This is a genomic window from Metaclostridioides mangenotii, assembly GCF_018917235.1.
Taxonomy (GTDB): Bacteria; Bacillota; Clostridia; order Peptostreptococcales; family Peptostreptococcaceae; genus Metaclostridioides.
Map to the genome: position 1 here is coordinate 122,358 of NZ_JAHLOF010000001.1, position 25,120 is coordinate 147,477.

Here is a 25,120-nt window from a genome sequence, read left to right on the forward strand (position 1 = left end):
ACCCTTAAATGATTAGATGCATAAAAGAGTCTTCTTTATTATATATTACTTATTTAATTTCATAAACACTTTTTCTGGAGTTATAGGTAAATTATTAACTCTAACACCTACAGCATTGAACACAGAATCTTGTATAGCGGCTAGAGGAGTATTTATTACGACCTCTCCTATAGATTTTGCTCCAAAAGGCCCTGTTGGCTCATATGTTTCAACAAACTCTACTTTTATATTCCCAACATCTACTCTTGATGGTATCTTGTACTGCATAAAAGTGTTAGTATCCATATAACCATTGTCAGTGTGTCTAACTTCCTCAAACATAGCCATTCCTATCCCTTGTACTATTCCACCTTCGACCTGAATTTTTGCAAGGTTTTCGTTGATAACTGTACCACAATCAGCAATCGCTACGTAGTTTATAAGCTCAACTTTTCCAGTTTCTTTATCAACTTCAGTTTCTGCAAATCCCGCCATAAAAGGTGGCGGTGAAACATTGCTTCCATAAGAAGAAAATCCTATAAGTTGTTCCCATTTTGTTCCTATAGTAGTATTTACAGATATATCAAATACAGATAATTCTTTTCCGTGTTCAACTGAAAATACTTTTTCACCATCAAATTCTAGATCTTCTATATTAATCTCTAATTGTCTAGAAGCTGATTTTACTATTTTGTCTCTAAGGTCCTCTGCAGCTTTTACTACTGCCATACCAGTAACATAAGTTGTACTAGATGCATATGAACCTGGATCGTAAGGAACCATGTCAGTATCAGATGCTATAACAGTTATCTTGTTCATATCAGTCATTAGGATTTCGGCTGCCATTTGAGCAAGTATAGTATCACTACCTGTTCCCATATCAGTAGAACCTACCATAAGCACATAATTTCCATAATCATCTAGCCTAACTTCAACAGAAGACTTATCAAGATTTGCTATACCAGAGCCTTGCATAGTAAGTGACATTCCCACTGATCTAACTTTTCCATTTTCAAGTTCTATTGATGGGTATTTTTCATCCCAACCAATTAATTCTTTTCCTCTATCTATACATCTTTCTAAGTCTGCACTTTGGATATGCTTACCATATGCAAATGTAGTCTCACCTTCAGTTACAACATTCTTCTTTCTCAGATCTGTCGGATCCATATTAAGTCTGTTTGCAAGCATATTTACTGTAGACTCAACTGCAAAATTACCTTGAGTTGCACCATAACCTCTTAAAGCTCCGCCTGGCATTTTGTTAGTATATACTACATCACCAGCAAATCTAGCCGCTTCTAGTTTGTTGTAAAGAGGTAAAGTTTTTTCACCAATTAAACCAAAAGTTGTAGATGCATGCTCACCAAATGCTCCAGTATCAGATAATCCTTCTATATCTATCGCTTTTATGATTCCATCTTTTGTAGCACCAAGTTTTACTTTAACCCTAGTAGCATGTCTACTTGTCGTTGAGTTGAAAGTTTCTGTTCTGTCATATATTATCTTAGCAGGTTTACCTGTTTTTAATGTTACAATTGCAGAGAAAATTTCCGTACACGCAGTTTGCTTACCACCAAAACCGCCACCAATTCTAGGCTTAATAACTCTAATTTTACTAGCTGGTATATTTAAAGCTCTAGATAAATGCCTTCTTACGTGGAAAGGTATTTGAGTAGAACTAATTACTACTAATCTACCTGCATGATCTAAATAATTATATGATCTATAAGTCTCCATCATCGCATGCGCTTGAGCTTGAGTATAGTAAGTTTCTTCTAAAACTATGTCACAGTCTTCAAAAACCTTTTCTAAATCTCCTTTAACATACTCTTGCTTTGATGCTATATTTCTTTTTGAATCAAAACCTATATCAAAATTACATTTAACTTCTTCCTCGTGAACTTTAACGTTACTTTCTATTGCTTTTTCAAAGTCTAAAATAGCTTCTAGTACTTCATAATCAACTTTAATCATATTCATTGCCTTTATTGCAGTTTTTTCATCAACTGCTGCGACAATTGCAACTTCATCACCCACATATCTTACAACATCTTCAAGTATAAGTCTGTCATAAGGTGATGGTTCTGGATAGGTTTGTCCAGCAAGTGTAAATCTCACGTCTGGTACATCTTTATACGTAAGTACACACTCTACACCTTCTAATTTTTCTGCTCTACTAACATCTATATTTTTTATCTTGGCGTAAGCATGAGGACTTCTAAGGACTTTAACTACTAATGCATCTTTAGAAGATAAGTCATCTGTGTATACAGCTTTACCTGTTGTTATAGACATTGCATCAATTTTTTTTATTCCTTTTCCGACTATTCTCATATTACTCACCCCCTAGATAAGTTTTTATCGCTCTAAGTTGACCCATGTATCCTGTACATCTGCATAGGTTACCTGTTAGATAGTGTTTTATTTCTTCATCAGTTGGATTTTGAAGTTCTTCTTTCATAGCTATAACAGTTAGTATAAATCCTGGTGAACAGAATCCACACTGCTCAGCTCCTTGACTTGCAAGTATATCAGCAAACTTTGCTACTTCCTCTTGCATACCTTCAATAGTTACTATCTCACCTCCAACAGCTCTTATAGTAAGCATTGCACATGAAAGTACCGGTTTTTTATTTATTAAGACCGAACATAATCCGCAGTTTCCAGTATTACAACCTCTTTTCACACTTAAATTACCAAGATTTCTAAGAGTATCAACTAGACATTCATCAGGCTGTATATCTACCTTTTTTATCTTCCCATTTATCTTTAATTCTACTAACATTAAATAACCTCCGTAATAGCTCTTTTTACAAGAACCTTGCTAACAGCTTCTCTATACTCTTTAGTTCCTCTCATATTAGTTCCAAAACTAACATCTTCAGTTATCAAGTTAAGAGCTTTATCTATATTTTCATTATTTACTTCATTGCTTGATAAAAAGTCACTAGCTTTTCTTGCAACAACAGCTCTTTGAGGTCTAGCCCCTATACATATTTTAAAATCATCATTATCCCTAGATACTGACACATTTAATATAGGATAATCACTCTTTGCATTTCTAAGTGATTTATATACTGCTTTTTTATTACTCTTTTTAATATATATCCTAGTAAGTAAATCTTTTTTATAATCTTTCACTAAAAAATCATCTAATTTTATTCTTCCAATATTTAAAAGTTCCACCTCTGTATCGAGTGATAGAAGTGCAACTATTAAATCAGAAAATCCATATCTTGAAAAGACTGTGCCCCCTACTGTTACAACATTTCTAAATTGTACACCAATAATATCCCTTAATGAATCACTAATAATCTCTCCAAAAGACTCCTGTAATATAGTACTAGTTTCTAATGTTCTTAAAGTTGTCATAGCCCCTATCTCTATATAGCTATCATCTTCTTTAATATAGTCTAAATTTAATTTAGATAGTTCTACTCCTGTCCCTATTCTTTTTCTTCCCATTCTCAAGAAAGCACTTCCACCTATAACTTGATTGTTCTTTCTTTTAGTCAGTATAGAATAGGCTTCTTGCTCAGTGGTAGGCTGTTCTATATCCATAACAGTAAACACACCATCATCCTCCTAAAGTCTCTAAATTTAATATAAATATAAAAAGTATTATAAAACAAAGTTTTTTCAAATTTACGCCTAAAATGTAAAAATCCCTTATACCACATGCCATATAAAACGTTAATGTTCGTATATGATATTTACAAGGGAATCTTACAAATAGTATCTGTATTTTATTTTTAATGATTTTTATTTGTTTCTACAAAATTCTTTCTACTTATACATTATAACAAATTTATTGCATTTATCAAACAAAAAATCTATTATATTAGCTTTAAGATGGTAAATTTCTTTTCTTGTCTTTAAGTCTATCACCCAATATATCGCCTATTTTTTTGCTTTCCGTTAATTCTTTAGAAAATTCAAATTTCTCTTTATCAACTGTTTTAGATTTTTTTATATTATTAATACTTCTAACTTCTTTTTTCATATACACTTCTCCAGTAATTTTTATATTTACTTTTATTATTGTATATATTGTTATTAATATTCATATTTCTAATATACGATAAAGTTCGTATTTTACATATTATACTGAAAAATTCTAATACTAATTTTTATCTAGTCCATAAAAAGTAGCGAGAAAATGCTATAAATTTAGTTAAAGTTTCCAACTAATTTAAAATAAAACAGAGGTGATAGTCTTTAATTACTATCACCTCTGTTTTATTTTAAATTTTACAGATGTCTTAATATATTCACGCCTTTAATTTTTAGCCACTTCCATAAAACAATATCTACAATAATGGTAATAATTATAGCAAATAACATAAATAAATTTAAGTTATTAAAATTTACGACCAGGTTAATAACGAAAAGAACTCCCATATAGATACTAATTGATATCCATGTCATAAGCATACTTGCACTCCTCTTAACAACAGCAACTTCATTTTTCCATTCAAGATTAGGAAAAAGTAAATTTGATACCAAACCGATAATAGCCACTAATATAGAGAAAAATATAATTCCAATTATTGATATAAAACTATAAGCTAAATTAAATTTAAAATAAATAGCTAAGATAATAAAACTTATTAATGATATAGGGACAGTAATTATTGTATTCATAAATATCTTGCTCTTAAATATGTCTTTTTCCTCTATTGGATTAGATTTTAAAATCCAAAGATTATTACCCTCTAGAGAAATTGAACAATAAGTTGTACAGCTTAATATTATAACAATGAGAATAAAAATTAATATTTGAACTTGTATTGTGTTTAAAATAATTTCTATATTAATAAATTCACCAACTTTATTAACTCCAAATAAAATTAAAGATACTGATGCTACAATTAATAAAACTAGGCCAACAGAAGTATTTATTACATAACTATAAATCCCAAAATATCTTCTAAACTCTCTAATAACTAATGCTTTGACAGGTGAAGAGGATTTTATTTTATCTAAACTATATTTAGATGAAACACTTCTACCTTTCATATTTGAGTTTATCTTTCTAAAGGATCTAGAAAATATAAATACAAACGCTGCAAAAGGTACTATAGAACATATCAAAAACAATATAATTGAAGAAATACTTATATTCACAAGCGAATCTAGAAAATAATACGAAAGGGGATATACTCTCTTAACTAATGTTATAACTGACGCCACATTTTTTAGAAAATATTCTGATGAGTTTTGTATTTTCATCATAAAAAGCATATAAACTACAAGTAAAAACATACTTCCTAATATCAATACTATATTCTTGTACTTTATCTTAGATGATAAACCACCAAGAAAATAAGATATAATTGCTGATATTGTAATTGGTAATAGAGGTGTCGCTATAAAAAGCAAAACTATAACTAATCCGAACAATGGATTACCTCCTATTTTTATATAGTAGGCCATCGAAGGAATAATCATAAGAAAGAATGAAAAAAAGTAATTCGTATACAACATACTGACTATTTTACTAGTAAGTATCACTGAATCCTTTATAGGTAAACTTGTAAGTATATCAAAATCCCTTAACTGAAATAAATAAGATGGTGCCCTATAAATTGAAGTTAAAAGTGTAGTTAAAATAGAAAATAAAAAACCTGCGAAAAGTAAAATTTCCGGCCCCATAATTGGATTATTATCTTTAACTAATATATCAAGAATACCTACAGACATTTTGTAATCATAAAAACCTATAAAACCAATTAGAATCATGCTTAAAACTACCAATGGTATAAATTTTTTGTTACTATCCTTATTTGATGCCAGATCGTTTAGTTTCAATGAATTTATTAAGTCTATTTTTATAAGTAAACCTAGATTTTCCATTTTATCACTCCATTTCATATCTATCTTCTAGTCTATTTGTTATATATAATATATAACAAATAACTTCAAAATACAATCATTTTATTAAGTCTTATTATATAAATTTTTCGTAGTCTATGACTATAATTAATTTAAAATCAAAATTTTAATAGTAATAAATGACTGCTTTAAAGTCATAGATTTAATAATAATATCAATTAATAATAGCTGGTAATTTATATAATTGTATTAACCAAAAGGAGGAATAAATTTGATTTTAAAATTTGATACTGCTCAAACACTAACCCTTGCAATAGTGTTTTTTATGATTGGAAATTTTTTAAAAAATAAGATAAAACTTTTAAATAGACTTTGCATTCCCTCTCCTATTATAGGGGGAATTTTATTTTCACTTCTAAATTTAATTTTTAATAATTTAGGAATATTAAAGATTTCAATTAGTGCACATTATACTACAATGTTTATTTATCTATTCTTTACAACTATCGGCCTTGGCATCAGCACGAAGGTAATCAAAACTGGAGGAAATATACTGATCAAGTATTGGATTTTATGTGCTGTACTTGCATTTTCTCAAAATATATTAGTTTTATTTGTTTCAAAGTTTATAAATATCGACCCTTTATTGGGATTAATGTGTGGTAGTATTTCTATGGAAGGCGGTCATGGATATGCTGCAGCATTTGGGCAAACAATTGAAAACTTAGGAATTGAACATGCCGTCAGTTTTGGAATCACTGCTGCTACATTAGGATTAATATTTGGTGGTGTATTAGGTGGACCCGTCGCAAAATTCTTAATAGAAAAGTATAGACTAAAACCTAATTTATCATCTAATTTAAATATAAATCACCAATTAAGTACTCAACTACATATTAATCAACATAAAGAAAACCATACAAATAAAAATAATCACCCAAATTTAGATAAATCCTTTGGATTAAACCCATTGCATTTTATGGAACAGCTACTAATAATTCTTATATGCATTAATGTTGGCGAAATAATAAGTAAAATAGCATTTAAGTTCAATGGATTTGTTTTACCTGTTGTGGTTACTTGTATGTTTGTTGCAGTTATTTTTAGAAATTTTAACGATAAATTTAAATTTGCAAAAATAGATTTTAAAATTACAAACTTCATAGGAGAAATATCACTAGGATTATTTTTGACAATTTCTCTTATGAATATAGATTTATACAAACTCTCTTCTTTACTTCCTTTAATCTTATTTATGGTAGTATGCCAAGTAGTATTTATTATTTTATATGGAATATTCGTATGCTTTAGAGTTTTAGGAAAATCATATGACGCTGCTGTAATTATAAGCGGATTGATAGGACATGGAATTGGCGCTACACCAAATGCAATGGCAAATATGTCTACTGTAACAGAAAAATATGGGCCTTCACCTAAAGCAATTTTAGTTGTACCACTCGTAAGTTCTTTCTTATTAGATATAGTAAGTGTTCCTTGCATTTTATTTTTTATAAATTTATTTAGTTAATATCTTATAAATAGAATATATATAGTATTTTTCTAAAAAATAAAGGGTGCAGAATCATCTGCACCCCTTGTAATTTGTTTAGTGACACCCTTTAGCTTTATCGCAACCTGAACAACCGCCGCTGCAACCTGTGCCATTTTTTGATGATCTATATGTATTATATGCTACAAGTCCAATACATATAAATACTATTCCACCAATAATTATTGTAGCCATATAGTTTTCACCACTTTTCTATTTAAATCATTATTTAATTATTTACTTGTGGAATTCCCTTTTTTACATTTTCTTCTGGAGAATAAGTTTTCTTAAACAGAAGATAAATAAATGCAATTACTATTAATATTGCCACAGCAGTTCCTATACCAAATCCATTGCCAGTAAAGAACATTCCTAATTGATATATTGATAATGATACTACGTATGCAAATCCTGTTTGATAAATTATTGCAAACCAAGTCCATTTTGCTGACATCATTTCTCTTCTAACTGCACCTATAGCAGCGAAACAAGGAGCGCAAAGTAAGTTGAATACCAAGAAACTATAAGCTGCAAGTTGAGTGTACTCTGCTCTTAATGTTCCCCAATACTCCAAACCATTTTCAGCAACTTCCGCATACCCATAAAGTACACCAAAAGTTCCTACAACATTCTCTTTAGCTATTAATCCAGTAATTGACGCAACCGCCGCTTTCCAATTACCCCATCCAAGTGGAGCAAATAATGGTGCGATTAACTTTCCTAGTGAAGCTAATATAGAATGATCTGTTTCAACCATTTGTAAAGACCAGTTAAATGTACTTAAGAACCATATTATAACACTTGCTAGGAATATAATTGTTCCCGCCTTTTTAACAAAAGCTTTACCACGATCCCACATATGTATTAAAACACCTTTAGCACTTGGTAAGTGATATGCAGGTAGCTCTAAAACAAAAGGTGCAGGATTACCAGCAAATGGTTTAGTTTTCTTTAATATAATACCTGAAACAATTATAGCTGCAATACCAATAAAGTATGCTGAAGGTGCAACCCATGCTGAACCAGGGAATAAAGCTCCTGCAATTAATGCGATAATTGGTAGTTTTGCGCCACACGGAATAAATGTAGTAGTAATTATTGTCATTCGACGATCACTTTCATTCTCAATGGTTCTAGATGCCATTATCCCAGGAACACCACAACCAGTGCCTATAAGTATAGGTATAAACGATTTACCAGATAAACCGAATTTTTTAAAAACTCTATCCATAATAAATGCTATTCTTGCCATATATCCACAGTCTTCCAATATTGATAAACAAAAGAATAATGTAAGCATTTGAGGTAAGAATCCTAGTACAGCTCCGACTCCGGCAACGATACCATCAAGTATCAGTGAATTTAACCATTCTGCTGTTCCTACGCTTTCTAAGAAACTAGCTATAGCTGCTGGTATCATACTATCGCCAAACAAACTGTCATTTACCCAATCAGTCATCCAAGTTCCGACAGTTGAAATAGAAATATAATAAACAAGGAACATTATAGCTGCAAATATTGGTAATCCTAATATCCTATTTGTAACTATCTTATCTATTTTATCTGATGTAGTTTCTTTATTCCTATTTTTATGAGTAACACACTTCTTAGTTATATCAGTAATATATGTATAGCGCTCATCTGTAATTATACTTTCACTATCGTCATCAAAATCCATTTCTAGTTGCTCTATTATATTTTCTATTTCACGTTTAGCAGTAACATCTAGTTTTATTTGTTTCATAATTTCGTTATCTCGTTCAAAAACTTTTATTGAATACCAACGTAAATTTTCACCTTCTAATCCATCTTTGATTAAATCTGAAATTTGATCTATAGCAGATTCAACCTTCTTAGAAAAAATACGTTTTTGTCCAAATTTAGAGCCTTTTTTCGAAGCTGATATTGCTTTATCTACCACTTCTTTAGAACCGACTCCTTTAAGTGCTGAAGTTTCAACTACTTCGCAACCGAGAAGTTCACTCAATTTTTGTGTATTAATTTTGTCTCCATTTTTTTTGACTAAGTCCATCATGTTTAATGCTATAACTACAGGCAATCCAATTTCTATCAATTGAGTAGTTAAAAACAAGTTTCTTTCTATATTTGTACTATCTACAATATTTATAATAGCATCTGGTTTATCATTAATTAAATAATTCCTAGTTACAACTTCTTCAAGTGTATACGGTGACAATGAATATATACCCGGCAAATCTTGTATTATAACATCTTTCTGCCCCTTAAACTTACCCTCTTTTTTCTCTACAGTTACACCTGGCCAGTTTCCCACATACTGTGAACTACCAGTCAAGTCATTAAACATCGTTGTTTTTCCACAATTGGGATTTCCAGCTAATGCAATCTTTAATGACATTTAATCTCCTCCTTAAAATATTTACTCAACTTCTATAATTTCTGCATCATCTTTACGTATACTTAGCTCGTAACCTCTAACATTTATTTCAACAGGATCACCTAAAGGCGCAACTTTTCTCACCAATACCTCTGTTCCTTTAGTTATACCCATATTCATAATGCGTCGTTTAATATCACTTTGCCCGTGTATCTTTATTACACGTACTGTTTCACCATTATTAACATTTCTTAGTGTCTTCATCAGCATTCATCCCCTTATATTTATATCATAATTCTCTTTGCCATTGATTTATTTATCGCAATTCGAGAACCCTTAACATTTAAGATTATTCCTCCAGCATTTTCAGAGACAACAGTTACCTCTGTTCCAACCGTAAATCCTAAATTTTCTAAATGATGCTTAACATCATCTTTTCCATTAATTTTTTTAACACAAAACGTTTCTCCTGAACGTATCATTGTTAGTGGCATCATATATTCTTCACCATCCTCAATCTCTATAAAATATCTATCAGATACCTTTTAAGGTATTAATAATTCTTTAACTATTGCCATTATAACACCGACAATATAAAATTACAATAACGAAATTCATTCTCATGTGTAAATTTTTCTAATTTTATAATTCACCTCAGTTATAAGTAAGTTTATATTAAAAATATTGATAAAATCACATTAGGTAATTGATAATATGGAGGATAATTTATAAAATTATGATATTGGAAAATGAAAAATTATATTTAAGAGAAATAGAAAAATCAGATTACACATATTTTGTTATTATAAAAGATTCGGATGAGATGATAGGACAGAGTGAACTTATTGACGTAGAATTGTATTAAAAATAGTATAACTATTCCAATGCATAATGGATATGCTACAGAGACTTCTACTATACAATATAATCTCTACAATTCATACTTCTATTCCATTCACATCTGCCACATATTTGTTCAAAAAAATCATTGTTCATATTCTTATACACAATTTTTTCTAGCTCTTTATATGAATATATTCCTTCTTCTAAATCAAATATTTCTATGACTTTTTTATCTATATTATTTATGTTTTCTTGACTATTACATACAGTTCCTAAGTTATTTGGGCAAAAATTGCAAAGTGAATCTATTCCAAATACGAGTTCTACTTTTGTGTCTTTGTCTATATCTGGATCTATATTGTAAAATTTATTATATAAGTTTATTTCGATTATAGTTTTTTTCATATTTTTATTAAATTCATCACTATATCCGTTTCCCTGATATGCCCTCATGCATAAAATATGGTGTGGTCTTATTTTTATCATTTATAAATCCTTCCGTCATTATTTATGTAGTTAAAATTTTTAATTTACATAAAAGTAATTAAACAAATTAATCTCCCTCCTTATAATTATCAATTAAAAATAATTTACTTAAACTCCTCAGTAATGTCTTGCCAATTTATCAAATCCGGAATTACTTTATTCAAGTAGTCCTTAAATAAAGTAAATATACTATCTAAATCAGTCTCTGAAAAACCAAAACTCTTTTTATAGTGTTTAAAATCATCTTCTGAATTTGAAAGATAAAGTCTCGTTTCAACTTCTAATAATTCGTCTTTTTTTGATGGAGCCATTTGTAAATAACGGCTTCCAGAAATTGGTTCACTAGGTGCTATTACCAGAAATTCTTCACCATATGGTCTAAATTTATAAATATGCTTCTTAATTGGTGCTATATCTATTTCCTCTTCACTTCCATTATATTCTTTATATAGCGTCCTTACTTTAAAATAAAACCCATCTTTATTCATGATTTCTCTCCCCAACTCAATATAATTTTTAATTAATATTTTATAGTTTATAACTATAATTGTTTTCTTTTTTCATTAAATAAGCTTTGTAAGCTTAATTTTTTAATTTAAGAATATTAATTCTAAAAATAATAGAGATCCTATTATAAGAATCTCTATCTCTATAAGTACATCTAATATATTAATTTAAACTTTATTTAAATACAACCTTTTAGATAATGTTGTGCCTAATATAGTTACAAAAACAACCTTTACTAAGTCAAGTGGAATAAATGGTATTACGCAATATGCTAATGCTTGCATTAATGTCATCTTAGTTATAAGAATAAACATTGTAGTTCCAAGTGAATAGTCTATTAATAATCCTAAAATCATACCAAATATAATTGCAATCTGTGAGTCGAACTTATCCTTAAAATAACCTACAACAAATGCCATAATCGGAAATCCTAGTATATATCCTCCTGTAGGCCCTAACACAATTCCCATTCCTCCAGTCATTTGGGCAAATACTGGAAGACCAACCGCTCCTACCAAAACATATATCAGTTGAGAAGTAAAACCTCTTTTTGCACCTAAAATTACACCAGTTAAGCCTACTGCGAAAGTCTGCATTGTAAGCGGAACCGTCGTAAAAGGCAGTGGAATAGATATCTGAGATAATATAGCAGTTATGCTAGCGAATATACCACATAAAATCAAATCTCTTGTAGTTAGTTTCATATTTTAACTCCTTTTCACAAATTTATAATTAAATATTTATAATTATCTTAATTAATTATTTACATTTAATATTTTAATTATTAATTGTAAACTTGTCAAATATCATATAAAAACTTTATTTTGTAAAGAAGCCTATATATCCATAATATATAAATAAAATAAATTAGATGTGACTTTATACTTTCTACTTTGGTGTTAAATCTAAAATCATACCCATTTAATTATATTATTAATAATTTTATTAAATTATATCCCAATAATTAAAAACTTCTCTATAATATAGTGAAGCCCTCTAACTCCTATAAAAATAAACATATGGAATATTAAATTAATCCTTTATATTTTATCAGTAAATTATGTATTTAAATTATCTATTAATTATTTTATATTAAATGTAAAGAAATAGCAGAAACAATAATTCCAGATATTGCATTTCCTACAAAAACTCCAAATAATACATCCCTTATCCTCATTTTAAGTATTGAAGCTATAGCTGAAGCTGTCCAGGTACCTGTCGTTGGAAGAGGTATGCCAACAAAAATAATAATTCCGATTATAGTAGCACTCTTTAACTTCTTCATTCTTGAGTCTATTTTTCTATCTATTTTTTCTACTATTTTAACAAAAAGTTTTTTTCTTTTTAAAAACTCCATTATCTGTCTAAAGGTCAAAACAAGCGGTATTGAAACTAAAGTTGATCCAATTACACTTAGTATATATACTCCAAATGGATTTAGCCCCATTGCTATTCCTATAGGTATAGCACCTCTTAATTCAGTAACAGGAACCATCGATAGAATCATAATTTGTAAGTATTTCAAAATTACCTCCTAAATATTCTTATTTGAATTTCACACTTTTACAGCACTATCTCATATTATAGTTTAATTTTAAGAGTTTGTGTTATCTTTATTCAAATTTTAATTAAATTCTAATTTCGTAATATTTGTTAAATAATATAACAAATTTAACAAATATTATAAATTGTCATAACCTATTTTTAACATTTTCTTAACTTTGAGTTAACAGTATATTAATTTAAAACTTTGCCAAATTTGTTATTCTATATTTATGATATATTTTTTTTGTGTAAAATAAAAATATAAAAATAAATATTTTAGGAGGAAACAAGTGAATATAGCAATTAGCCTTATGGGCGGACTTGGTCTGTTTCTTTACGGAATGAACCTTATGGGTGAAGGACTACAAAAATCTGCCGGAAATAAGTTAAAGAAGATAATCGAAATGCTGACTAGCAATGTCGTTATGGGTGTACTAGTCGGTGCTGTTGTAACAGGGATTATTCAAAGTTCAAGCGCTACTACCGTTATGGTTGTAGGATTCGTAAATGCTGGCATAATGAATTTAAGTCAGGCAATAGGTATTATAATGGGAGCTAATATTGGTACTACTGTAACAGCACAACTAGTATCATTTGATCTAAATGCGCTGGCTCCAGTCACACTTGGTGTAGGTATTATATTTTATTTATTTGCAACTAGCGACAAGGTAAAACATGCTGCTGAAATTCTTATAGGATTCGGTATACTTTTTACTGGTATGGAGTTTATGAAAAATGCAGTTGAACCACTAGCACAGTATAAGTCATTTACTGATGCCCTTTTATATTTTGGTAAAAATCCTATTCTAGGAGTTTTAGCTGGTTTTATGATCACTGGTATTATCCAAAGTTCAAGTGCATCAATGGGTATGCTTATAGCTTTAGCATCTCAAGGGTTACTTCCACTATCATCTGCACTACCAATACTTTATGGAGATAATATAGGAACATGTGTTACATCTCTTATATCAAGTGTTGGTGCCAGTAGAAATGCTAGAAGAGCAGCTATTATGCATTTATCTTTTAATGTTATTGGCACAATAATCTTTATGCTTATATTGAACAAGCCTATATCTGCAGTTGTAACTTATATGGATCCAGGAAACACTGCCAGACAACTTGCAAATGCACATACATTGTTTAATCTAACAAATGTTGTAATTCTGCTTCCTTTCTCTAAATACATAGTAAAACTATCTACTAAGATTATACCTATTAGAGAAAATGAAGATGAAATATCTAGCAATACTAAGTACCTTGACGAAAGAATGTTTGAAACTCCTTCAATAGCTCTTGCTAACTCGATACAAGAGGTTATTAGAATGGGGAATAAATCTACAAATACTTTAAAATATTCAATGAGCGCTTTAATTGATAAAGATGATACTCTTCTCAAAAAAGCATTTGAATCCGAAAAGACAGTTAACAAATTACAGAAAGATTTATTAAATTATCTTTTAAAGCTTTCTAAAGAACCACTAAGAGATGATGAACGCTTTATGATAGATTCTCTCTACCACACAGTAAATGATATAGAGAGGGTCTCTGATCATGCTGAGAATATAGCTGAATTGGGTTCTGTAATGATAGATAATAACATTACTTTCTCAGAAACAGCTATAATTGAAATAAACGAGATCTATGGAAAAGCACTACAGAATTTAGAGCACTCTATGACTGCTTTAAATAATATGGATTTTGATTTGGCAAATGAAGTTTTAAAAATAGAAGAAGAAGTAAATTATTTAGAAAAAACATATAGAAAAGCCCATATAGCTCGATTAAATGAGGGTGCATGTACAATTGATGCGGGTGTAATATTCTTAGATTTACTTACAAATATTGAGAGAATCTCAGACCATTGTAAAAATATATCTAAAATGGTTTTAGATTTTCAATAGGTTATTAAACTATCTAACTTTTAGAACAAAACAATAGATGTGAACTAAAAATCACTTTCAACATATTAGATTTAACATAAATTTAAATCTATAATTGGAAGTGATTTTTAGTTTAAATACTCAAATGTATTACCGTTAGCCTATAAACACTTTTATTATATCCTTGTTTTTTCTCTCAAAAGTCACTATTTCGCCAGTAAGATCGTAATCAAAAGCACTTATAATCATATCAGTAATTCTTTTACCATCTATAACTCCTTCATTTTCCTCAAAGAAGTCTAAAGCATTATCTTGGATCATTTGCTTAGAAAACTCTATCGGTAACTTTATATTAACTTTGTCACCAGTGTGTGATAGAACTCTAATTCGCAAAAATTTTTCATCCGAATTTCTCGGCATACCTTTAGACGCCATAAAATCACCACCCATTTACATTATCTGAATACTAAAGTGTATTCTGATAACATATACTTTATGAGCGTTTATTAAAAATAATAAAATAAAAAACGGTATCGTACTACTCGAATACCGTTTAATCTTAATATAATAACATTGTCAATTTCTCAACGCAAAATTGAAACTAAAGAACCGTAATTTCATCTCCTACTTTTAAAGTTCCTCCAACTATCACTTTAACAAAAATGCCCTCTCTAGGCATTATACAATCACCTGTAATCTGTTTTATTTCACAACCACTGTGACATTTCTTACCTATTTGGGTTACTTCAACTTCACATTCACCCATTTTTAGTTTTGTCCCTACAGGAAGAGTAAATACCTCTATACCTGATGTAGTAATATTTTCAGCGAAATCACCAGATTTCAAATCTTCCTTCGCATATCTCATCTTTTCAATACTTTCATCACCAAGTAAGCTTATCTGTCTGTGCCAATTTCCAGCATGGGCATCCCCTACTATACCATGATCTACTCTAAGCTCAGCACTCTTAACAGGAACTTTTATTACTCCCTTTTTATCACTTATGTTAATTGATACTACCTTAGCCATAATCTTCCTACCTTATCTTAAAATTTAAAGTCTCCTGATTTACCACCAGTCTTCTCTATTAGATGGATATCACTTATTACCATCTTTTTGTCAATCGCTTTACACATATCGTAAATAGTTAAAGCAGCAATTGAGCATGCATTTAATGCTTCCATCTCAACTCCAGTTTTCCCCATAGACTTACATGTAGCATATATCTTTATACTAGATTTTTCTTCATCTATCTCGAAATCCAAATCACAACCTACTAGATTTATCTGGTGGCACATTGGAATATTGTTGGAAGTATTTTTCGCTCCCATAATACCAGCCACCTGAGCTACTGATAAGACATCCCCTTTTTTTATTTGTCCTTTTCTAACTTTTTGTAGAGCTTCTCTGCTCAAAGTTATTGTAGATGTTGCGATTGCTACTCTCTTAGTATCATCTTTGTCACTTATATCTACCATCTTCGCATAACCTTTTTCATTTATATGAGTTAACATTCTAACCTCCAATTTCGTACATACATCTATCAGTATCCGTAGTTTTGTTTTCTATTAAATGATGTCTTTCTGGTTTAGATTTTATAATGTCTTTCATCTCAGCTTTAAACAGCAAAGGCTTATTTATAAAAGGTTTTATATCTATCTCTTCTTTAGAATGTAGACATGTTTTTATAAACCCACTCGAAGTAAGTCTAAGTCTACTACATGTATCACAGAAAGAACAACTTAAAGGTGTTATAATACCGATCTTACCTTTTGAATTTTTAAATCTATAATAATCAGCTGTACTGTTTTCTGTATCTTCAACCTTCTCTAAACCTTCAACCGTATTTATCATTTCTTTAACATTTATATATCCTTTTTTGTATATTTTTCTAGCTTCTCCTAATGGCATTAATTCTATAAATCTAACATCAACTGGTTTTTTAATGGTTATTTTCATAAGATCCAAGAGTTCATCATCATTGAACCCTTTAATTGCAACACAGTTTATCTTTACTTTTATACCAAGTTCGATGCACTTATCTATTGCTAAAATAACTTCTTTCAAATCCCCACCTTGAGTTATTGATTTATATCGATACTCCTTTAAAGAATCTAAACTGATATTTACTTTAGTTAGTCCATATTGTTTTAAAGTTCGAAGTCTTCCTGATAGACCTATAGCATTGGTAGTCATACAAACATCATCTATACCAGAATCTTTTGTATACTTAATAAGCTCTTCTAATCTTGGATACAAAAGAGGCTCTCCACCTGTGAATCTTACTTTGTTAATACCTAATTCAGACATAGAATTTATAATAAATTTAAAATCATCAAAACTCAAAAAATCATTAATATATTCATCATTAAACTCTACTCCATTAGGCATGCAATATGCACACTTTAAATTGCACTTATCAGTAAGTGATATTCGGAGATAGTTTATCTCTCTTCCATAATTATCTACCATATTGAATCTACCTCTTTGCTAATTATTTTTTGTCATTAGTGGCACATTCTATAGCTTCTCCCTTTAATATCTCAATACCGTGAGGCAACACATCTATAATAAACTCCAAGTTTTCTACAGCACCTTTAGGGCTTCCTGGCAAGTTTACTATTATTGTGTTTTTTCTTATACCACTAACTCCTCTGCTTAAAATAGCTCGTTTTGTTATTTCTATTGATTTCATCCTCATGTACTCACTAAGCCCAGGTATCTCTTTTTCAATCACTGCCTTAGTCGCCTCTGGGGTATTATCCCTTTTTGAAAACCCTGTACCTCCATTGGTTAGAATTAAATCAACCTCATTACTATCACATAAATTGATCAAAGTCTTTTTTAATTCATCACAATCATCACTTTGCAACGAATATTTAACAACTCTATATAAATTCTTACCCTCAACAAACTCCGTTAATCTCTTAGCAGTAATGTCTTCTCTTTCACCACGAGATCCCTTATCACTAAGAGTAATAATTGCTACTTTAAACATATTTCCTCCTAAAAACAAACTAAATCTTCGTTTTAATTAATACATTCACTTTTATTCTAATAATTACTAAAAAAAAAAATTAAAGTCTACATATTCATTATATAATATAAATCTACATATTCATACTTAATCTACATAAAAAAAGAAATCATCTAAAAAATTTAATGATTTCTTTCAGTTTAATTTAAATTATAATATACTTTTCCAAAACGAACTCTTAATTTAGTGTAAAATCATAGTTAACCTATTTTAAAACTTACGCTACTCCGTCTTTATATCTCTTTAAGACCTTTATAAAGATCTGACTCATATTCTATATTCAATTTAAGCTCTTTTGCTTTTTTTATTATTGATACATTAAAGCTTCCATCTTCAAACCACATATTTTTTATATCTAACAATTCCATCTCATCAAAAATAGATTCTATCATAGTGTATTTTTCAATGATTGCAACAATATCAACATTATATGGTACATCTTTAAGGCTTTCATACACCTCTACTCCATCTATAGGTTTTAAATTTTCGTCTATAGCTACTACCTTAAATTCTTTATCCTGTAATTCTTTAATTATTGAAAAAGCTTTGCTGTCTATACTACACTCAGCAGTTACAACAGCCCATGAATTGTATCTATTAAGATTCATCTATATCTCCTTCCATACTTAAGCGTATCCGATAAATTTATCATACTACTATATTCTATCTATGTTTTCTAACTCTTCTATAGTATAGATGTTTTCAAAATATTTCTCGCTTAGGTTAAAGTATACTTGTTTTTTATATATTCTGTCCACTAGATTTCTAAGCTTCAAACTACTCTTGCTTATGCATAATTTCACTTCATTTAGTATCTCTTTTTTTATAACCGGAGTATAATGGCTGTATTTTTCCATAGTATATTGAGACTACACTTCTATCATACATCTCATTTGCAATCTTTTCAACCACTTTGCTATTTACAAAAGTTATGTCAGATGTTTAAGATACATATCACGTTTTGAAACCATAAGGACAGTACATAATCATACCATCTTTTGCAAATTTATTTATGCACTAACTATAAATTTATTCAAATATCTGAGTTATTTTATCCTTAAATAAAGATAATAGATCATCTTTACCACTTAAATATTCCTCATAAGTATCAAACTCTCTACAAACAACTCCTGCAATTTCACTACAGTTAAATGCTATCTTTTCTAAGTTGTAGTTGTAAAGTATTTCCACACTATCTATTTCAGTTATACTTTCTGCAACACATCTATATATATCTCGTATAATCTCATCTGTATCTTCTTTATAGTAGCTTTTAAGCTGTTCCTTTACCTCTTGACTCAGAATATTGTCTTTTATAAACATCACAAAGTCTTCGAAATCTGTTTTATTATCGCACTGCTCTATTTCAAATAGAATCCTAAAAAATAAATTCCACGGAAATTCTGTGTTTAGTCTACTTCTAAAATGCTCACCAACAGTTTTGCAAAACTCGTCTTCAAAATTTGGCTCATTTATAAAAACTAACTCTTCATTAAAATCTATTTCTTTGTTTACAATCTCGCCTAATCGTAGAAATTCCTCAAGCATAAACTCACCTAAATCATCTTCTTCAATATCTTTTTTGCTAAAAGAATAATTTAATATAGTTTCACATGGCTTTTTAAAATCGACCACAAAACCTATACTACTATGCATTTTATCATAAAATACATCATATACAAGCTTTGCAAATAGTTTTTCCATTTCCATTTTACTGGTGTTCATATTGAATTTTTTATTTGAATTAAAGTTTTTATACAAACTTAAAAGTTGAGTATCTATCATAGTTAAATTACTTCTAATAGAAGCCATCATATCTTTTATAAATTTATCTGCTAGTAAATATGTATTATTCTTGTATATTATTTTATGCTCAATTTCACTCCAAAACACATTAACTAGAGACTTTATCTGTAGCTCAAAATTTACTTCTTTATTTAAATAATCATATATACCATCTATTTTATATATTTCAAAACCATTTTTCTGTTTATTAGGTTGTTTTTCCGATAATTTTAACTTTATACTTTTATTGTCTTTGTTGTAGTAATATATTTTATCGTCTGTCTTATTGAAGTGTCTACGAAATAATCTATAAATTTTTGCTTCATCTTCTATAAATCTACACTCTATTCTTATTCCAATTATATCTGACATATTGTCAATTAAGTCTCCAGCTTCAGTGTACTTTTTGATATATCTATTTCTAATAATTTTTTCTCTCAAACTAGCCTCTGATTTAATTCTAGAGGTAAGGTTTATATACTCCTGATTCTTTTCTCTTAATATTTCTTCAAAATAATCCTTTATTTCATCTGAGATGCTCTCTAAAGCAGGACTCATTGTCCTCAACATTTCTATAGATTCTTCAATAAAATCAAATTCTTTTAATCCCATATTTAGCTCTCCTGTAATTCCCGTTAGTCTATCTTTATTTTTTGCTTCTTGTCTATTCTATCATTTTTTTTTAATTGTTTGAGTTTTAGTCTATAAAATTCATATATAATTCAAACAGACTTTAAAAATACTATATCTTATACCAATAAAAAATCATAATGAGATTTCATCTGATACTCCTTTTTTATTACGCAATTTCCCAGGCAATATCAACAGTTTAAGCCTTGTTGACGTTTTTTTTGCCTTTTTTATAATCAATGCAATATTCGCCTTTAAAATGCTGTTTAAATATATATTTTTATATATAAAATCTATTTAGTAACAAAACGTGCTTTTAAAATAAAAAGATTTGCAGCATTATACATATAATTACATTTTTGAATTCGTTTCTTCGAGCAATTTATCCAATAAAATAGCTCTTATAGTTTCATACTTAATATTATCTGGGAGCTTTCTTTTTAAAATGTTAAGATTTTTGTCTCCATATTTATCAATCATACTTAGCACTATTTCCCTATCTTCTTCATTATAATAAGAAGTTATATCTAAATCAAAGGTCATTATATTACCCTCATACAAATAAGAATGAACATATCCTAATATTGTTGATTGAGAAGTCTCTAAATACTCTCCTACTTCTTTAACACTTTGTCCTTGATTTAATAAATCAAGAGCAATTTCATTTTTCTTTCTACTTTCTCCATCTAGTACTAATGTCTTTTTCTTCTTTTCTATCCATGAAACCAATATTGTTTTTTGGTTCACGTATTCTTCTACAAAACTGATTATTTGATCTCCATATTTTTTGATTTTTATAGGGCCTATCCCCGCTATATCACTTAACTGCTCTATATTTATTGGATATCTACCACTAATTTCCTTAATAGTGTCTTTTGCCAAGACCATATACGGTAAACTTTTTTCTTTTTCAGCACATTCTCTTCTATAATTATCTAGTATATCGTATAACTCTTTATCAGTATCTACTCTAAAAAATTCATCTTCAACTTTAAGTTTTTTTGATATACCTTTATTTTTTGAGTTAATCTTTTTTTTATTATCTAATAAATTATCGACACCTTCATTATTTTCATTTTCATTACTTAAATTTTTTTCAATACCGTTTTGGTCCATATAATATTTTATTGCATCTTCAAATTGTTGTCCATATTTTTCATACTTAATCTGTCCAACTCCTGATATACTTAACATTTGACTTTCATTTGTAGGCATCTTTGTAGACATACTTTTTAATGTACCATCACCAAATACCATATATGGCGCGATTCTCTGTGATACAGAAATTTGCTTTCTTAGATCCCTAAGACTTTCGTAAAGCTCATCTTTTACCTCAATGACTTCTGATACGACGTCTTCCTTAAATTCGACCTTTACATAACCCTTTAGTATATCCATAGATAATTCGTTTAGTCTAATAGTTGGAAAACTTCCTTTTCCACCAGTACCAAGACTTTCAACCATATCTAAATAGCCGTGAGAAACCAATGTATTAATGAATGTCTTAAGATCTTCAGTAGAATAATCTTTCATTATATTGTATGTAGACAATTTATCAAAACCAAATTGGAGCACTCTTTTGTTTTTTGATCCTCTAAGTACATCGACTATAGTAGTAATCCCATAAGATCTTTTCATTCTGTACACACATGAAATGACCTTCTGTGCATCTACTGTCTTATCAACAATCTGTCCAATATTTAAACAATTACTACAATTACCGCAGTCCTCTTTCAATTCTTCACCGAAATATGATAGTATAGATTTTCTATAACAAGAATTAGTATATACAAACTCGACCATCTGTTGTAACTTTTTATGTTGATGTAGCTTACGATCTGGATTTTCAATCCCATAATCTATCAAATACTTTTGAACTTGAATATCACCTGGTGTAAACAATAAAATACATTCACTTTTTTCTCCATCTCTCCCAGCTCTGCCTATTTCTTGATAATAATTTTCTATGCTCTGTGGCATGTTGTAATGTATAACCCATCGTATATTAGGCTTGTCTATACCCATGCCAAATGCGTTGGTAGCAACCATAATATCGATATCGTCCTTTATAAATTCAATTTGATTTTCTGTTCTTACTTTATTACTTAAACCCGCATGGTACTTTGATACAGTTAATCCGATCGAACTTAAAATTTCATAAATTTTTTCAACTTCTTTTCTTGTAGCCGCATAAACTATACCCGATTCAAATTTATGGTTTTGTATATAATTTAAGAGATATTTTTTCTTATTTGAATTTTTCACTATATTAATAGTCAAGTTCTCTCTATTAAATCCAGTTATAAAACAATCTGGATCCTCTAATAAAAGTAGCCTTTCTATATCTTCTCTTACTTCATTAGAGGCAGTAGCCGTAAAAGCAGTTACTACTGGTTTGCTTTTTAATATTTTAATAAACTTAGAAATCTCTCTGTAACTAAGTCTAAAGTCGTGCCCCCATTGTGAAACGCAGTGAGCTTCATCTATTGCTATCTGACTTATATTTTTATCCCAAACTAAGTTAATAAATTCATCACTAATCAATCTCTCTGGCGCAATATATATTAACTTTAATTCGTCATTTCTAATGTCTTCTAATACTTTTCCAAATTCTTTTGTAGAAAGAGAACTGTTTATAAAACCAGCCTTAACCCCTATTTCATTAAGAGCATCTACTTGATCTTTCATCAAAGAGATTAAAGGGGATATAACTATAGTGATACCTTCAAAAATAAGCGCCGGAATTTGATAACATATGGACTTTCCACCTCCGGTTGGCATAATAGCTATTACATCCTTTTTATCTATAATAGAATTTATTATTTCTTCTTGTCCTCTTCTAAAGCTCTTGTACCCGTAAAATTTGGATAGTATGCCCAAAGGTTTAGCGTTCATATATCCACTCTCCTGTATTTAATAATTACTAGTTTATTATATCACAATAAAATAGAGACATATAAAAAGCAGCAGTATTGTTGCTCTTATACGTCTCTATTATTTATTAAAATAAGGTAAAAACTTACTGTATAATTATTTTATATATTTTTCTCCCCATGCCACTCAGAAACATTTTGAAGCTCTGGTATATCATCTACTGTAAATACAGGATTTTTTATTCCAGCCTTTTTCTGCTTCGTATAATCATTAAGTGCTATAAATGCATATTTCCCTAAAAAAAGAATTGCAATAATATTTATAATTGCCATAAGGGCCATAAATAAATCAGCTAAATTCCATACTACCTCTACTTGTGTTATAGAACCGAAACATACCATCGCTACAACAAAAACTCTAAATATATTTAATTTGACTTTACTGCCACTCATAAACTCTATATTTGATTCGCCATAATAGTAGTTACCTACAATAGAGCTAAATGCAAATAAGAATATACATACTGCTACAAAGATAGCACCTAATCCTCCAATATGAGAAGTTAAAGCTTCCTGTGCAAGTTCTATACCAGTAGCACTACTACTTGAGTAGCCTGAGTAAAGAAGTACCATAAAAGCAGTACAACTACATATTATTATTGTATCAGTAAAAACGCCTAGTGATTGTATTAGCCCTTGAACAGCTGGATGTTTTACATCAGCTGTAGCAGCTGCATTGGGAGCACTACCCATACCTGCCTCATTGGAGAAAAGACCTCTCTTTACTCCTGTCATCACTGTTCCAATAAATCCACCAGTAGCCATACTCTTAAAGTCAAATGCACTGCTTACAATTAATTTTATTATTCCTGGTATTTCTGTAATATTAATTATAACTATAACTATAGCAACAACTATGTAAAGTCCTGCAAATATTGGAACTATAACTTCAGACACCTTTGCAATTCTGTGAACTCCACCAAAAATTACAATTGCAGTTAATATGCCAAGACCTATAGCCATAGTAACTTTACTAATTCCAAATGCATTGTTAAAAGCCAACGATACAGTATTTGCCTGAACTGCATTAAATACAAAGCCATAACAAATTGAGATCAGTATTGAAAAAACAACACCCATCCATTTTTTATTTAGACCTTGCTCCATGTAATATGCTGGTCCGCCCCTAAACGCTTTACCATCTCTAATTTTATAGATTTGAGCGAGAGTACTCTCGACAAAACTTGAAGCTGAACCTATTAAAGCAATTATCCACATCCAAAATACTGACCCTGGTCCTCCTACAGCTACAGCTATAGCTATACCCGCTATATTTCCTGTTCCAACTCTTGATGATGTACTAATACAAAACGCTTGAAATGAAGAAATACTTCCTGATTTTTTAACATCCTTGTCAGAAAATCCATCACCTAGTAATCTAAACATTTCAATAAAATATCTAAACTGTACAAAGTTCGTTTTGAATGAAAAATAAATTCCTGTAGCCACTAACATGATAATAAGTATATAAGACCATAAATAATCATTTACTACTACAACGTTCTCATTGATAAACGATATAATATTGTTCGAAATTTCCATAACTCAATTCCCTTCTTTATTCTAATAATTAACAAATTCAAAATAAACAATAAAATAAACAAAATGAATTATTTATTTTGAAAAATTTCATTAATACAATTATAATATTATAAAAAGCAATTATCAAGTGAAATATTGCATAATTTTTTTATAATTATTCATTTTATAATTTAGTTATCAAATTTATAGATGATTAAATCATTAAAATA

General features: G+C 29.4%; 26 protein-coding genes. 3 read left to right on the plus strand and 23 right to left on the minus strand.

What is annotated here, in order from left to right:
- Window positions 1–45: 45 nt before the first annotated feature.
- The 5 genes from KQI18_RS00590 to KQI18_RS00610 all read right to left on the minus strand — a co-directional run bounded on the left by KQI18_RS00590 (window position 46) and on the right by KQI18_RS00610 (window position 5,856).
- Entirely contained in the window at window positions 46–2,316 is a 2,271-nt protein-coding gene (locus KQI18_RS00590) for a xanthine dehydrogenase family protein molybdopterin-binding subunit (protein WP_216465557.1), read from the minus strand.
- 1 nt (window position 2,317) lies between these two features.
- Window positions 2,318–2,767, minus strand: coding sequence for a (2Fe-2S)-binding protein (locus KQI18_RS00595; protein WP_216465558.1), 450 nt, complete (start codon window positions 2,765–2,767; stop codon window positions 2,318–2,320).
- Complete coding sequence (locus KQI18_RS00600) at window positions 2,767–3,555, minus strand: FAD binding domain-containing protein (protein ID WP_216465559.1); 789 nt, start codon at window positions 3,553–3,555, stop codon at window positions 2,767–2,769. The genes KQI18_RS00595 and KQI18_RS00600 overlap by 1 nt, the downstream gene beginning before the upstream one ends.
- A 274-nt stretch (window positions 3,556–3,829) precedes the next feature.
- Entirely contained in the window at window positions 3,830–3,985 is a 156-nt protein-coding gene (locus KQI18_RS00605; protein ID WP_216465560.1) for a hypothetical protein, read from the minus strand.
- A 248-nt stretch (window positions 3,986–4,233) separates the two neighbouring features.
- The gene (locus KQI18_RS00610) at window positions 4,234–5,856 is read right to left on the minus strand and encodes an ABC transporter permease (protein WP_216465561.1); all 1,623 of its coding nucleotides are present in this window, start codon (window positions 5,854–5,856) and stop codon (window positions 4,234–4,236) included.
- Window positions 5,857–6,088: 232 nt separating this feature from the next.
- Between KQI18_RS00610 and KQI18_RS00615 the strand changes: the two genes are divergently transcribed.
- Window positions 6,089–7,345, plus strand: coding sequence for a sodium/glutamate symporter (locus tag KQI18_RS00615; protein ID WP_236887579.1), 1,257 nt, complete (start codon window positions 6,089–6,091; stop codon window positions 7,343–7,345).
- A gap of 78 nt (window positions 7,346–7,423) precedes the next feature.
- Here KQI18_RS00615 and KQI18_RS00620 read toward each other — a convergent pair whose 3' ends face one another.
- Genes KQI18_RS00620 through KQI18_RS00635 form a run of 4 tightly spaced genes read right to left on the minus strand, consistent with a single transcriptional unit; the run spans window position 7,424 to window position 10,219 of the window.
- Window positions 7,424–7,561, minus strand: a complete 138-nt coding sequence (locus tag KQI18_RS00620; RefSeq protein ID WP_216465562.1) for a FeoB-associated Cys-rich membrane protein — start codon at window positions 7,559–7,561, stop codon at window positions 7,424–7,426.
- A 34-nt stretch (window positions 7,562–7,595) separates the two neighbouring features.
- A complete protein-coding gene (gene feoB / locus KQI18_RS00625; protein ID WP_216465563.1) occupies window positions 7,596–9,743 on the minus strand; it encodes a ferrous iron transport protein B in 2,148 nt (715 codons plus the stop codon).
- Window positions 9,744–9,764: 21 nt separating this feature from the next.
- Window positions 9,765–9,986 carry a FeoA family protein gene (locus KQI18_RS00630; RefSeq protein ID WP_216465564.1) on the minus strand — a complete coding sequence of 74 codons (222 nt, stop codon included), beginning with the start codon at window positions 9,984–9,986 and terminating at the stop codon, window positions 9,765–9,767.
- A 20-nt stretch (window positions 9,987–10,006) separates the two neighbouring features.
- On the minus strand, window positions 10,007–10,219 hold the full coding sequence (locus KQI18_RS00635) for a FeoA family protein (RefSeq protein ID WP_216465565.1): 213 nt from the start codon (window positions 10,217–10,219) through the stop codon (window positions 10,007–10,009).
- A gap of 239 nt (window positions 10,220–10,458) precedes the next feature.
- On the opposite strand from KQI18_RS00635, the gene KQI18_RS14270 reads away from it, so the two are divergent.
- Window positions 10,459–10,587 (plus strand): hypothetical protein, encoded by a 129-nt coding sequence (locus KQI18_RS14270; protein WP_257431410.1) that lies wholly within the window; start codon window positions 10,459–10,461, stop codon window positions 10,585–10,587.
- A gap of 50 nt (window positions 10,588–10,637) precedes the next feature.
- Here the strand turns inward: KQI18_RS14270 and KQI18_RS00640 are convergent, their stop codons facing one another.
- From KQI18_RS00640 to KQI18_RS00655, 4 genes are all read right to left on the minus strand, one after another.
- The gene (locus KQI18_RS00640; protein ID WP_216465566.1) at window positions 10,638–11,051 is read right to left on the minus strand and encodes a DUF1284 domain-containing protein; all 414 of its coding nucleotides are present in this window, start codon (window positions 11,049–11,051) and stop codon (window positions 10,638–10,640) included.
- Window positions 11,052–11,155: 104 nt separating this feature from the next.
- Window positions 11,156–11,539: a hypothetical protein gene (locus tag KQI18_RS00645; protein ID WP_216465567.1), complete on the minus strand. Its 384-nt coding sequence runs from the start codon at window positions 11,537–11,539 to the stop codon at window positions 11,156–11,158.
- Window positions 11,540–11,725: 186 nt separating this feature from the next.
- Window positions 11,726–12,262 (minus strand): biotin transporter BioY, encoded by a 537-nt coding sequence (locus KQI18_RS00650; protein ID WP_216465568.1) that lies wholly within the window; start codon window positions 12,260–12,262, stop codon window positions 11,726–11,728.
- A 383-nt stretch (window positions 12,263–12,645) separates the two neighbouring features.
- A complete protein-coding gene (locus tag KQI18_RS00655) occupies window positions 12,646–13,083 on the minus strand; it encodes a COG2426 family protein (protein WP_216465569.1) in 438 nt (145 codons plus the stop codon).
- A gap of 310 nt (window positions 13,084–13,393) precedes the next feature.
- Here KQI18_RS00655 and KQI18_RS00660 point away from each other — a divergent pair, with 310 nt between their 5' ends.
- Window positions 13,394–15,004, plus strand: a complete 1,611-nt coding sequence (locus KQI18_RS00660) for a Na/Pi cotransporter family protein (protein WP_216465570.1) — start codon at window positions 13,394–13,396, stop codon at window positions 15,002–15,004.
- Window positions 15,005–15,139: 135 nt separating this feature from the next.
- Here the strand turns inward: KQI18_RS00660 and KQI18_RS00665 are convergent, their stop codons facing one another.
- The 10 genes from KQI18_RS00665 to KQI18_RS00710 form a co-directional block, all read right to left on the minus strand.
- Window positions 15,140–15,418 (minus strand): hypothetical protein, encoded by a 279-nt coding sequence (locus tag KQI18_RS00665; RefSeq protein ID WP_216465571.1) that lies wholly within the window; start codon window positions 15,416–15,418, stop codon window positions 15,140–15,142.
- A gap of 166 nt (window positions 15,419–15,584) precedes the next feature.
- Window positions 15,585–16,013, minus strand: a complete 429-nt coding sequence (locus KQI18_RS00670; protein WP_216465572.1) for an MOSC domain-containing protein — start codon at window positions 16,011–16,013, stop codon at window positions 15,585–15,587.
- Window positions 16,014–16,030: 17 nt separating this feature from the next.
- Window positions 16,031–16,498: a cyclic pyranopterin monophosphate synthase MoaC gene (gene moaC, locus KQI18_RS00675; RefSeq protein WP_216465573.1), complete on the minus strand. Its 468-nt coding sequence runs from the start codon at window positions 16,496–16,498 to the stop codon at window positions 16,031–16,033.
- 1 nt (window position 16,499) lies between these two features.
- Window positions 16,500–17,456, minus strand: coding sequence for a GTP 3',8-cyclase MoaA (gene moaA, locus KQI18_RS00680; protein ID WP_216465574.1), 957 nt, complete (start codon window positions 17,454–17,456; stop codon window positions 16,500–16,502).
- Between the two features lie 22 nt (window positions 17,457–17,478).
- The gene (locus KQI18_RS00685) at window positions 17,479–17,982 is read right to left on the minus strand and encodes a MogA/MoaB family molybdenum cofactor biosynthesis protein (protein ID WP_216465575.1); all 504 of its coding nucleotides are present in this window, start codon (window positions 17,980–17,982) and stop codon (window positions 17,479–17,481) included.
- Between the two features lie 272 nt (window positions 17,983–18,254).
- Window positions 18,255–18,629 (minus strand): CoA-binding protein, encoded by a 375-nt coding sequence (locus tag KQI18_RS00690; RefSeq protein WP_216465576.1) that lies wholly within the window; start codon window positions 18,627–18,629, stop codon window positions 18,255–18,257.
- 48 nt (window positions 18,630–18,677) lie between these two features.
- Window positions 18,678–18,878, minus strand: coding sequence for a hypothetical protein (locus tag KQI18_RS00695; protein ID WP_216465577.1), 201 nt, complete (start codon window positions 18,876–18,878; stop codon window positions 18,678–18,680).
- Window positions 18,879–19,050: 172 nt separating this feature from the next.
- Window positions 19,051–20,418, minus strand: a complete 1,368-nt coding sequence (locus KQI18_RS00700) for a GTP pyrophosphokinase (protein ID WP_216465578.1) — start codon at window positions 20,416–20,418, stop codon at window positions 19,051–19,053.
- A gap of 369 nt (window positions 20,419–20,787) precedes the next feature.
- Window positions 20,788–23,331, minus strand: a complete 2,544-nt coding sequence (gene recQ, locus KQI18_RS00705; protein WP_216465579.1) for a DNA helicase RecQ — start codon at window positions 23,329–23,331, stop codon at window positions 20,788–20,790.
- Between the two features lie 140 nt (window positions 23,332–23,471).
- The gene (locus KQI18_RS00710) at window positions 23,472–24,911 is read right to left on the minus strand and encodes an alanine/glycine:cation symporter family protein (RefSeq protein ID WP_216465580.1); all 1,440 of its coding nucleotides are present in this window, start codon (window positions 24,909–24,911) and stop codon (window positions 23,472–23,474) included.
- Window positions 24,912–25,120: the final 209 nt, after the last annotated feature.